The organism is Priestia koreensis, assembly GCF_022646885.1.
Classification (GTDB): domain Bacteria; phylum Bacillota; class Bacilli; order Bacillales; family Bacillaceae_H; genus Bacillus_AG; species Bacillus_AG koreensis_A.
Window position 1 is genome coordinate 3,107,121 of record NZ_CP061868.1, and the last position, 11,822, is coordinate 3,118,942.

The window sequence follows — 11,822 nt, forward strand, 5'->3', positions numbered from 1 at the left end:
TAAAAACGCTCAGAGACGTTGTAATCTCTAAGCGTTTATGATTATTTTTAGCGTTCTTCAAACGTAACGGGATATTCAATAACACCATACATTTGCGGTGCCTGGGTGCGCTCAATTAACGCATCTTCCTTCACGTTTAGATGATGAAAGCGTGTAAGAAGTTCTTCAAACGCAACCTTTGCTTCTAGTCTGGCAAGCGGAGCGCCTAAACAGAAGTGAATGCCTTTTCCGAACGTCAAATGCTGATTCGGCTTACGATTTACGATAAAGGAATGAGGATCACTAAATTTCGCTTCATCTCGGTTCGCTGCCGCTACCCAAGCAACGACCGCATCACCTTTTTTAATGAGTTGATCACGAAGAATGACGTCCTCCTTTGCAATACGTGACGGTGCTTGCACAGGTGGATAGTAGCGAAGCACCTCCTCTACCATTGTTGGAACAAGCGCTAGATTTTCTGCAACCTCTTTTTGTAAATGCGGCATTTCTGTCAAAATACGAACACCATTTGTAATAAGGTTTGTCGTTGTTTCATTCCCAGCGGCAAGAAGGAGCATGCTAAACTCTAGAATTTCAGATTCCGTTAGCTTCGTTCCGTCAATTTCAGCGGCAAGCAAAGCGGACATAATATCATCATGTGGTTCTTTTCGTCGCAGTTCTAAGACATCTGCAAGATAATGACGAAGCTCATCGCGTGCCTGAATCTGCTCTTTTTCTACTGCAGCAAACGCTTCTGGCTTATTTTCTACTACCCCTTTTACAAGAATATCTGACCAAACTTTGAATTTTTCACGGTCTTCAGGCGGTACTCCTAGCAAATCAGCAATCACGATAACAGGAAGTGGCATAGCGAAGTCTGCAATCATGTTCATTTCTCCGCTCTCTCCCACTTCATCTAGCAGTTCGGTTGTAATTTCCTTTATTCGCGGTGCTAAATCATTGATCGCTTTCGGAGTAAATGCTTTATTAACGAGATCACGCATTTGCTTATGACGAGGTGGGTCCATGCGCAGTAGATTTTCTCTTTCTACCATTCGTCTTTGTTCTGACGAAAACAACTCGTGCTTTTTAAGAACATAATCAACATCTTCATATAGAAAAACGTCCCAGCAATTTCGTTCAATATCAAATCGAACGGGAGATTCCTTTTGCAACACATCATACACAGGAAACGGATTAAAATAGGTCTCCTTCGTATTCAATTCTTTCATCGGAATGATTGGAGCTAGATTTACTACGCGTTCTGCACTCATCACTTATCTCTCCTTTTGATTTCCAAGATGTTTTAGTCATTAAAAATTTTTATTTCAAGATTTATAAGTTGCATTATACAACTTATAAAAAGTTATCACAATAATCTGATTTTACTATTTATAGCTAAATTTTTTCAAAAAATAGGTAGAGGTCCAAGCCGTAGGTGCTTGTCCTGTATAAGATAGAAGTAGCTTCAAGAAGGGAGATTATAAAAAAATATGAGAAACTATTATAATCAGCAACAACAGCCAATGGGGTATGGAAAGATGAACTGCCAAAGCGGATCTTGTGGGTATCCTCAAACAAGTCCATATCAGCAAATGCCGACACAAATGATGCCAGCTCAATTCGATCCAGTCAAACAAAACACGTCTGTGACAAAACAAGATATTGTTGTTCCTGTCGTTCATCCAAGCCACACAACCCATATTAACCAACAAAACTACAAGTATATGCACTCATTCCCTCACACTCAATCCGTTGTGAACCAGACCACTCACCAACATTTTTGCGCGCCAACCCCTCAGCAAATGTCCCCTTATTCATGCAAACCTTGTCAGAAAAAATGGGGCTATTAATGCGCAAACACACTCTGTCTTTGTAGAGTGTGTTTTTTTCTTTTTTATAAAATGGCTTAGTTTATATCTCCGAGATAGATAGGCGCTTTTTCTCTATTCACAAGGTTTACTAGATACCCCTTACATGTATTGATTATGCGCTCGTCCTATACGATAATATTCAAATCGCTTGCCAAAAAGGCGCAAAAAAGAGTACGTTATAAGAGACGAAAACCTAGGAGGATTCTAATTATGTATGTAGTCTCAAACCGAATTAAAGTAAAAAAAGGATTCGCTGAAAAAATGGCGCCACGTTTTACAAAACCAGGCCCATTACAAGAAATGAACGGTTTTGAAAAAGTAGAAGTGCTTGTGACACAAAATTTAGAGGAACACGATGAACTAAATGTCAACATGTATTGGAATACGCTAGAAGACTTCCAAGCTTGGAAGGAAAGCGATGCGTTCAAGCAAGCGCACAGTCGTCCAAGCGGTTGACAAGAAGGACAAGAGTCTCCGCTGTTAGGAAGTCAGCTTGTTATTGCAGAAGTTGCTTCTACGCTACATAGCGAAAAATAAGATTCCTGTCTTTTAAGGTAGGTTATATGGCAAGAACATCGATACAGGTAGAAGTAGTTAGAGAATATGGCTTTTGTTCTCACTTTAACGTTACTTCTTTTCTCATCGATGTTTTTTTATGTCCTTAAAATCGTGGAATGGCATCATTTCCTTTTATACCATTTTCCAAAATGAAAAGTATCCGATTATATAAACCATATTCGCTATTGTTGCAACGACTGATTTTAGCACAGGCTTTTCCTTTAAAATCATTGCTCCAATTCCTAATAGCGCTCCACCAAAGGCGACCATAACAGGAAATACAAGATTACTTAGTAATAAAATCGTCGTCATCATTTCAAAGATTCCCCAATTTGTAAGTCCTGTTTCATTCATGAGAAAGGGCAAAATATTTAAGACTACGTTAAAACCGATGCACATGAGTGGCATACTTTGTAAACGGACCACGTTTTAAACCTCCTTCTCTTCCTGCTTTATCTTTTTTTATTTCCTCTCCCCTGTACAACCTTTCACATGGTAAAATTATACATAATAAATTTCAGGAAAAGGACGTAGCAGCCATGACAAAAAAAGGTGTTTATGATTATTTGTTTTTGATCGTTCTTTTCATGGGATGCTGTACCATTTTTTTGAGCTATTTGTCTCTTCAACATTTACCAGTACTAGGCTTTCAAAACTTCGAAACAGAACCTACCTATTATTCGAGTCATCTCGTTCTCATTAAGTATACATGGTTCGGACAAGAAAATGGGACGCTTGTTCATAACTTTCATGGCTTAAATCAGATGAAGCAACTCGTCGATTCCATTCATAGCGTTATTCGAGCGCAAATTGTCTGGCTTAGCGGACTGTTTATTTTACTTATGACGGTACTATTCAAGCCTCATCGCTTTGCAAGTTATTATCGAAATAGCGGTATTATGCTGATCCTGTGTGGATTGCTTCTTCACATCTTATTAGTGAACATCATTTATGGATAGTCCCTTTAAAAAAAGGCGTGCGAGCTGCACGCCTTTTTTTAAAGGGACGAAAAATCTAGAGAATTTCCGTTAATCTAAAAAGAAGCCTCATCTCTGAGGCTTCTTTGCACTTACTTGTTGATATGGTTTTTTTTCATCGCAAAGTAAATCGGTAAACCAAGCGCTGTAATGCCAATTCCCCACATCGCAAGAGCAGTTTGTGTAAACAGTGTGTTAATGACAATGAACAACCCACCCAAAATAGAGATAATGGGTAAAACAGGGTACAGTGGCACTCGGTACGGTCTCTTTAGCTGTGGATCGCGTTTTCTTAAAATGAGTACAGCGGCAAACGTCATCGTATAGAAAATCCAAATGACAAAGACCAGCATATCGGTTAAGGTATTAAAGCCGCCAATCATCATCATAATGATCGCAATCAGCAAAATGAAAAGACCTGAATTGTATGGGACCTTACTTTTCTTTGACAGACGACTAAACCATTTACTAAACGGGAGCTTATTTTCAGTAGCCATTGCATATGGGATACGCATACCTGTCATAACATATCCGTTAATGGAACCAAAAACGGAAATCAAAATACCAATACTCACAAGCTTTCCACCAAAAGCACCGAAAATAATTTCTGCTGCTTCTGATGCCGGCGTGTCCGTTCCTGCTAGAGACGCAGCAGACATCACCATCAGAAACGCAATATTAATCAGTAAATAAATGACCATTACGGCTGATAACCCTAAAATAATGGCTTTTGGAAGATCTTTTTTCGGATTTTTCATTTCCCCTGCAATATTCCCAACTAAAATCCAGCCGTCGTAGGCAAACATCGTTGCCAGTAGCCCCGATCCTAATGCAGAGAGAAATTCTTTTCCTGGTCCTGCTTCGACTGGGAACAGCTGAAACGGAACATCTCCTTTATGAAAAATTCCAAAAATAATAATTAGGACAAGTGGAATGAGCTTACAAACAGTTGAGACGGTCTGAATCGCCCCGCCTGCTTTCGCTCCTAAAAAGTTCATCAATGTTAAAAATAGTGCCGTTGCAACAGCGACTATGACGATAAGCGCATGATGATCATCAGCCGTTAACCCAAATAAGCTAATCGTTTGTGTTCCAAAAATAATGGCGAGTGCGGCAATGTTTGCCGGAAAGTAAATAACCGTCTGTGCCCATCCTAAAAGGAACGCCACGAGGTTTCCGTACGTGCGTTTTAAATACGCCATCATTCCCCCAGTTTCAGGAATAGCTGCAGACAGCTCGGCCGCTGTGAGTCCAGCACATATCGTTAACACGCCACCAATCAGCCATGCTAACAGTCCAAGACTCGCTGAACCCGTTACTCCGTATACAGCGGTAGGCTTAAAAAATACACCTGCTCCAATAACGGTTCCAATGACCGTCGTAAGAGCAGCTAAAAATCCAATTTCTTTCTTTAAATCTTGCTGTGGCAAAGGAATCCTCTCCTCTAAATTTCTCTTCGTTGTATTTAAAAGTGTTTACCTACAAAAAAAGAATGTACATATGTCATGTACACTCGTCAAATTTTAGCATAGTATTTTATCGTTATGCAATGAGTATTTTCATAAATAAGACTTTGTATCCGCTTAACCGTCATTTCTATTCAAAAACTGCGTAATCTCTTCAACGAACGTTGCTGTTTACTCTAAATCTGGAAAGTGTGCGCTTCGTTGAAATAGAACTATCTCATTACGAGGAAGTTGTTGATGGATGACTGTTGCTACAGTGAAACTTCATATTCTCCATTCTTAACCTTCATACGATTACCCTCACCTCTCAGTAGCCAAATTCGCGCAGGTAGAGGAGAATTTTATCCTCCTTTTGGTTGAGATTACATACGTGAAGCAAATCCTTTCGTCATAAAAAAACACCTGCCTCCAAAGGGGTTTATCCCTTAAGAGACAGGTGTTTTTGTCTTATCGACTTACTTCCATGCTTTGACCAACTTCTAGAACTTGTCCTTTTAATCCGCGCTCTTCTAATTTAGAAACGAATGCGTGTGGATCTTGGCTAATCGCTTCAAACGTGTCGTAATGAACGGGAATGACTAATTTTGCATTGAACCATTCTGCCGCTTGTGCTGCATCTTCAGGTCCCATTGTATAGTTATCACCAATTGGCAAGAAGGCGATATCAATGTCGTGTCGATCACCGATCATTTTCATATCTCCGAACAAGCCTGTATCACCAGCATGAAGAATCGTTAATCCTTCTGCTTCAATAATAAATCCGGATGGCATACCACCATATAAAATCGTTTGATTTTCTTCGTCTACTATTCCTGAGCTGTGGAAGGCATGAATCATTTTAGCCGTAGCAAACCCTAAATCAAGTTTGCCTCCAATGTTCATTTCAAGCGCTTCTGCTCCTTGAAATCTCATATACGCTGCTAATTCTGGGTTAGCGACAACTGGAGCATTGTTGGCTTTAGCGATTGGCGCTGCATCTAGAATGTGATCAAGATGAGCATGCGTTAAAAGCACTGCATCCGTTTGAATGTCTTCTGCTTTTGTTTTTGCTTGTGGATTTCCACTAATGAACGGGTCAATAATAAATGATTTGCCATTCGTTGAAATTTCGATTGTAGAATGTCCGTGGTATGTGATTTGCATGTAAACCTCTCCTTTGTTGTTTGTAGTATATGAATGTCTTATGCCTTGCTAAGACTTCTGACTCCTATTGTACATGACGAATAACATAATGAAAATTAATTAATTCGGGTATAATTGATTATAAATCATAATCAATATACAAAGGAGGACGAGATGGACATTAAATATCTTCAAACGTTCGTACAAGCTGCAGAGTTTGAGAATTTCCGAAAAACCGCGGCTTCACTTTTTATTTCACAACCAACCGTAACCCTTCATATTCGCAATTTAGAGGAAGAACTCGGAGTGGCCTTATTTTATAAGAAGGGACGAAATATTTTCCTCACTGAAGAAGGACGCTTGTTTTTACCTTTTGCTAAACGAGCACTTAAAGCCTACACGGATGGGCTCGACAGTGTAAAAAGCTTTCAGCAAGGTTATCAAAAGCGCTTAACGATTGCCGTTGCTCCTTACATCGCGTCCACTATTTTACCTGCTTTTTTAACGTACTATTTCTCCATTCATCCGGATGTCGATATCACTGTAAATGTTCTAAAATCTGCGTTAATTGCTGAAGAAGTGCTAACAAAAAAGGCAGATGTAGGCATATCCCGTATTAATCCTAATCAGCTGGAGCTACATCAAGAAGTATTGTTCAAAGATTCGCTGCTGTTAATTGCACCAAAATCAGAAAAAGGCAGGAACCTAAGCGAAGAGGAATGCTTAAAAAAATACAAGCTTTTAACACTGAATCAACCCCATTTTAGTACGGAGCTTCTTCATAAAGTAAGAGAAAGCTACCCAAGAGTACGAACAATGACCGTAACGCAGGTGAGTATTTCAAAGCAGTTTATCCTAGAAGGTCTTGGTGTTGCTTATCTACCTCGACTCGCTGTCTCTAAGCTTCTAAATGCAGGCGAAGTCGTTGAAATTCCAACTACTCTTCATGATTTACCTCTATCGTACAGCTACCTACTAACGAGAGAGCGTAATGACGTCAGTTCAGACTTTTGTAAGGCACTAACCGAGTTTATTGCAAGTATCTAAAAAAGCTCCCTCCGTAACAGCTGCTGTTACAGAGGGAGCTTTTTCTTACCAGTTGTTCGTTAGCACTATTTTTCCGATCGCCTTTCCTGACTCTAAATATTCATGCGCTTTGCTTACTTCTGTCATCGAGAACGTTTTAGCATCAACTAGAGGCTTCAGCTTCCCTTCTTCAACGATTTGGGCGACCTTCCCGATAATTTCCCCGTGGATATGACGCTGATCTTCATCTATGACTTTTAGCAGCATAAACGTGACGAGAAACGATAATCCTTTTGAATGTAGAGGAGTTAAGTCATGCGTAGAACGAGCAGCAATTGTGACAACTGTTCCACTCAGCGCTGCGGCTTCAAAGGACGAGTCTAAATTCTTCCCTCCTACCGTATCAAAGATCACTTCAAAACCTTTTCCGTCCGTGTACTGATCTACATACTGTGAGACCGGTTCTTCGCGATAATTAATGCCTACATCAGCACCTAGCTTTTGACCTATTTCTAACTTCTCTGTTGAAGATGCCGTCGTATACACGGTTGCTCCCGCCCATTTTGCGAGCTGAATCGCTACGTGCCCAACCCCACCTGTTGCACCGTGAATTAAAATGTGCTGATCTTTCTTCAGCTTCGCACGATCAAACAGCGATTCCCATGCTGTAATCGTGACAAGAGGTAGGGCCGCTGCCTCTTCCATCGAAAGATTTTTCGGCTTATGAGCAAGCAGCCGAGCATCTGCTAGCATGTACTCAGCAAGTGCTCCACCTGTTCCTTTAAATCCCCCTGGACAGCCAAATACTTCATCACCTACATTAAATGATGTGACCCCTTCTCCGATTTCTGTCACAATTCCTGCTACGTCACCATGAAGAACGGCTGGAAACTGTGGCGCAATCCCTGATACCGCTCCGCTTCGAACCTTCGTGTCAATCGGATTTACGCTCGTTGCTTGTACATGAATGAGCACACATCCAGGCTCTACTTTTGGCTTTTCCATCTCTCTTTCCACAAATACAGATGGCTTTCCAAACTCTTCAATAACCATTGCTTTCATCGTTTCCACACTCCCTCTGATTGAATATCCTTATCATCGCACAATCCGTACACTTTTCAAAAGAAAACGCCTACATTTCCCACTTTAATTGTTCTAAAAATTTATAGACTTCTTCATATACTTGCTCACGTTCCTGATCCAAAGTAATGATGTGCCCCGACTGCTCATACCATGTTAATGTCTTCTGCTCAGCCGACGTTTGCTCATAGATGATTTCCGCACTTTCTTTATAAAGAGATCCATCTAATGCTCCTTGTAAAACAAGCGTTGGACATGTAATAGTTGAAAGGTGATGGCCAACATCTGAAATCACCTGTTGAAGCTCTTCTAATGCAGGGCGCGCATCCTCTTTTAATTCACTTGTTTCAATCTTAATTTGTTCCTCCGTCTTTCCCTGAAACTTTTTAAATTGATGCGCATAATAGGCAATTCGCTCGTATAGCTCCTCAACGCTTTTGCTTTTTACAGGGGCGCACATGGATACTAGACCTTTTACATCTTCATTCATTCCGAGTTTTAACGAAAAGGTGCCTCCTAACGAAACCCCTGCCACGGCAATTTCACGATAACCTTCTTCACGTAAAAAACGATATCCTTCCATCACATCTTCCCACCAATCACTCGGTCGGCTTGCAATAAGTGTTTCAGGATCTTGACCGTGTCCTCGGTAAACAGGCGCGTGACACGTATAGTAACGCTCTTGTAAATACCGACCTAACATGCGAACATCTTTCGTATTTCCCGTAAATCCGTGCAGTAATAAAACCGCACGTTTGCCTCCTTCGTATGTAAACGGCTTTGGTGCAGTAATCTTCATTTCGACTCCCCCTTGTTTTCACTACGGTGCTTGCTGTAAGACAGAATGTATTCCTTAAATTTCTCAGCCACAGGTGAAAGGTATTTTCCTTCAAGCCACCCGATCCCAATTTCCCGCGTTGTATGGTTTTTCATTTTTACTTTCGTTATTTTTTGATGATCAAGCCCTTCCACATCAGGTAAAATCGAAACGCCTAACCCAGCACCGACAAAACCAGCGATCGTCGAGACTTCTTCTCCTTCAAAAATAATCGTTGGCTTTACCTTCTCCTTTTCTAGCAGCTCATCAACGGTTAACCGAAGCGCATAGCCGCTTTTCAATAAAATAAACGGCTCCTCAGCAATTTCTTTTAGCTCCACCTCATCGCACCCGGCGAGCGGGTGCTCACTTGGAACAAATAAAAACAAATCCTCGCTCCACAATTTGACCCAGTGAATCATTTTGGTCGGTTCAATGGCAGCGAACACGCACAAATCTAACTCGTTTGTCTTTAGTTTTTCAAGCAGCCAATAGGAATGATTTTGCTGAAGCTGAAAATTGACCTTCGGGTAGTGCTGGCGAAAAGAAGCCAGTAAATCAGGAACAAAAAAAGCGCCCAGCGTATGTAAAAATCCGAACGAGATCTCACCTTGATCGGGCTGCAAGAGCTGCTGAATTTCCTCTTTTCCTTTTTCGTATTCGTTGATCATGGCGTCTACTCTTTTTAAAAACATCTGTCCATACTTATTGAGCTTAATAACTCTTCCTTGCCGATCAAACAGCTGCACGTTGAGGTGGCTTTCTAATCGTGCAATGGACCTACTTAAGGCAGGCTGTGAAATTGATAATACATCTGCCGCCTTGGTCATATGCTCCATTCGCGCAAGCGTTTGAAAATACTCCAACTGCTCCCATTCCATTCTTTCCCCTTCTTTCCATTACTTAAATGCATAATATATAAATTAATTATGTTCTATGTTACATGAATCTTCAACAAAAAAAGTCCGTAACCAGTATCGTTACGGACTTCTTTTCACATATTATGACCTGATGTTCCTTTCTTCACTCCAACGATTCGCTCGTAAATAAAGACGATTTTTCGAATGATGGGATCAAGCAGCTTGGAACTCTTCATCACAACAATCGCTAAAATAATCGAAACAATAATTGAGCCAAGTACATCAAATGGATAATGAACGCCTACCCAAACCCTTGAGAGGCCAACAAGAGCTGCAAAAATAATCGCTACTGTCCCAATGCGACGATGTCGTAGCCAAAGAATAAATGCAATGGAAAAAGCACCTGTCGTGTGATCACTTGGAAATGAAGCATCTGCTGCATGAGAAATTAATGGTTGGACATTGTGGGTAACAAATGGCCGCGGCTCGTAGTAGATATGAGAAATGAGGATATTCACAATAATGCCAATCACTCCGCCTATACCTGCGTATAATACACTTTTTCGATGCTTCGTTTTACCTGCAACCCAGATAAATAAAAGCATGAGTGCTAAAATAACAATGGCACCTTTGGTACAAAAAATCATAAAGTTGTCTAGCATCTGGGAATGACCCGAAAAACCATGAATCCATTTGTAAAGCTCGTAGTTCACGCGTAACGCCTTCTTTCTGTTTCAAATCTCTCTGTCGTAACGACGCATCGCACGTCGTTTTGCATGTTTTATGCAATCTACTTTTTATATTCAAGTTGTCATTATACGTTTCTATGTTTTTTTTTGCAATTCATAACCAGATTTCTTGTCTGTAGCTAGCGCTGATTTTACTACCAGATTCCTTCATACCGCTTATTCCTACTGCCTAATTCATAATCATTTTTCTACTTTACTGTAAACGATCATCATTACAAGATGATAAGCGAATGACTAATTTTACATTAAAATTGAATGAACATTTTTTAATGGTTCATTTCTCCAATACGTTTCCCTCTAGTTCAATATCTTGTCCTACCAGTTATCCCCTACTGATAGTTCTACTAAATTGATCACTTCGTCTATCACCAAAAGAATAGTCGACGCATTTAATAGAGTATAAGGTGGTGAAGAGAAATGAACCGAAAAAGATGCCATGATAACGATAAGAAAAAAGTAGTGTATTGTGATCCAGAGTATATCGTGTGTGATACGTATACAGAAAAAGAAGTCATCTATGTTCACCCTATTAAACGCATTAACAGAGAACACATTCGCTATGTGCCACGTCACGTCTATGAAGAAGAAACAATTAACGAAATTATCGATCCAGGCGAGCCAGACGGTTGTAAAGACTGTCACCATAAACGCCGCAGAGGCCGCTGGTAAGCTGATTAAGGTGTTCATTATAAAAAGCTTACTTGCAGAAACACCCCCTAGTCTTTACTAGGGGGTGATTTGCTGTTATTCCGAAATATGTAACACTTTATACATCGTTATGCCTTGTGATAGGGTGACATCTGGTTTTTCCTTATAAAAGCTCAATTGACTATACCCCCACTTGTCGGGATTGTAGATGACCATTTCTCCTAGCGTCTTTTCTCTACTCTTCACATAATAGGTTATCACCGGAAATGTAGCTTGCTTTAAAGAGGCGCTTTCTTTAATAACCCCTTCATACTCTACTACGTAGCCGCTCATAGAAATATTTTCTTTGAGGTCGCTCTTCAGTGGCACACCAATCTCGATAGACTGCCAGCCAAATGAACCTAGAATATTATCGTAAAATCCTTCATAAATAAACGTGTTCATTCCTTCATGATCTGCCCAAAGATAAAAAGGTGCATAGGAATTCATTTTGCTTCCGTCTATTCCTTTTTCAGTCGTTAAATAGGCTTTGAGCTTTAAACCAGGAAACCCATCCGTTTTATGTCCGTTATGTTCGACTCGCTTTACGATCTCTCCCATATCGTATTCATCAGGTAAAGAGATTTTATATCGCATGGCAATCATTGTATTCCCTCACTTTCTATT

General features: G+C 40.3%; 14 protein-coding genes. 5 read left to right on the top strand and 9 right to left on the bottom strand.

Going from position 1 to position 11,822, the window contains the following annotated elements; translation table 11 throughout:
• Window positions 1-47: 47 nt before the first annotated feature.
• Window positions 48-1,253 carry a cytochrome P450 gene (locus tag IE339_RS16405; RefSeq protein WP_242169272.1) on the bottom strand — a complete coding sequence of 402 codons (1,206 nt, stop codon included), beginning with the start codon at window positions 1,251-1,253 and terminating at the stop codon, window positions 48-50.
• Between the two features lie 219 nt (window positions 1,254-1,472).
• On the opposite strand from IE339_RS16405, the gene IE339_RS16410 reads away from it, so the two are divergent.
• Both IE339_RS16410 and IE339_RS16415 read left to right on the top strand, forming a co-directional pair.
• Entirely contained in the window at window positions 1,473-1,832 is a 360-nt protein-coding gene (locus IE339_RS16410) for a CotD family spore coat protein (RefSeq protein ID WP_242169275.1), read from the top strand.
• A 231-nt stretch (window positions 1,833-2,063) separates the two neighbouring features.
• Entirely contained in the window at window positions 2,064-2,309 is a 246-nt protein-coding gene (locus IE339_RS16415) for a heme oxygenase (protein ID WP_431522773.1), read from the top strand.
• Window positions 2,310-2,543: 234 nt separating this feature from the next.
• Here the strand turns inward: IE339_RS16415 and IE339_RS16420 are convergent, their stop codons facing one another.
• A complete protein-coding gene (locus tag IE339_RS16420) occupies window positions 2,544-2,837 on the bottom strand; it encodes a hypothetical protein (RefSeq protein ID WP_242169277.1) in 294 nt (97 codons plus the stop codon).
• A gap of 113 nt (window positions 2,838-2,950) precedes the next feature.
• Between IE339_RS16420 and IE339_RS16425 the strand changes: the two genes are divergently transcribed.
• The gene (locus tag IE339_RS16425) at window positions 2,951-3,370 is read left to right on the top strand and encodes a hypothetical protein (protein ID WP_242169278.1); all 420 of its coding nucleotides are present in this window, start codon (window positions 2,951-2,953) and stop codon (window positions 3,368-3,370) included.
• Window positions 3,371-3,480: 110 nt separating this feature from the next.
• On the opposite strand, the gene IE339_RS16430 is transcribed toward IE339_RS16425, so the two are convergent.
• Window positions 3,481-4,818: an APC family permease gene (locus IE339_RS16430; RefSeq protein WP_242169280.1), complete on the bottom strand. Its 1,338-nt coding sequence runs from the start codon at window positions 4,816-4,818 to the stop codon at window positions 3,481-3,483.
• A 483-nt stretch (window positions 4,819-5,301) separates the two neighbouring features.
• Window positions 5,302-5,997: a metal-dependent hydrolase gene (locus tag IE339_RS16435; RefSeq protein ID WP_242169282.1), complete on the bottom strand. Its 696-nt coding sequence runs from the start codon at window positions 5,995-5,997 to the stop codon at window positions 5,302-5,304.
• 153 nt (window positions 5,998-6,150) lie between these two features.
• Here IE339_RS16435 and IE339_RS16440 point away from each other — a divergent pair, with 153 nt between their 5' ends.
• Window positions 6,151-7,023 (top strand): LysR family transcriptional regulator, encoded by an 873-nt coding sequence (locus IE339_RS16440; protein ID WP_242169285.1) that lies wholly within the window; start codon window positions 6,151-6,153, stop codon window positions 7,021-7,023.
• Between the two features lie 45 nt (window positions 7,024-7,068).
• Here IE339_RS16440 and IE339_RS16445 read toward each other — a convergent pair whose 3' ends face one another.
• From IE339_RS16445 to IE339_RS16460, 4 genes are all read right to left on the bottom strand, one after another.
• Entirely contained in the window at window positions 7,069-8,064 is a 996-nt protein-coding gene (locus tag IE339_RS16445) for a zinc-dependent alcohol dehydrogenase family protein (RefSeq protein ID WP_242169286.1), read from the bottom strand.
• 70 nt (window positions 8,065-8,134) lie between these two features.
• Window positions 8,135-8,881, bottom strand: a complete 747-nt coding sequence (locus tag IE339_RS16450; protein ID WP_242169288.1) for an alpha/beta hydrolase — start codon at window positions 8,879-8,881, stop codon at window positions 8,135-8,137.
• Window positions 8,878-9,780, bottom strand: coding sequence for a LysR family transcriptional regulator (locus IE339_RS16455; RefSeq protein WP_242169290.1), 903 nt, complete (start codon window positions 9,778-9,780; stop codon window positions 8,878-8,880). The genes IE339_RS16450 and IE339_RS16455 overlap by 4 nt, the downstream gene beginning before the upstream one ends.
• A gap of 113 nt (window positions 9,781-9,893) precedes the next feature.
• Window positions 9,894-10,472 carry an undecaprenyl-diphosphatase gene (locus IE339_RS16460; RefSeq protein ID WP_242169292.1) on the bottom strand — a complete coding sequence of 193 codons (579 nt, stop codon included), beginning with the start codon at window positions 10,470-10,472 and terminating at the stop codon, window positions 9,894-9,896.
• 453 nt (window positions 10,473-10,925) lie between these two features.
• Here IE339_RS16460 and IE339_RS16465 point away from each other — a divergent pair, with 453 nt between their 5' ends.
• Window positions 10,926-11,177, top strand: coding sequence for a hypothetical protein (locus tag IE339_RS16465; protein ID WP_053401561.1), 252 nt, complete (start codon window positions 10,926-10,928; stop codon window positions 11,175-11,177).
• Between the two features lie 75 nt (window positions 11,178-11,252).
• On the opposite strand, the gene IE339_RS16470 is transcribed toward IE339_RS16465, so the two are convergent.
• Window positions 11,253-11,801, bottom strand: a complete 549-nt coding sequence (locus tag IE339_RS16470) for a DUF4865 family protein (protein ID WP_242169294.1) — start codon at window positions 11,799-11,801, stop codon at window positions 11,253-11,255.
• Window positions 11,802-11,822 lie beyond the last annotated feature (21 nt).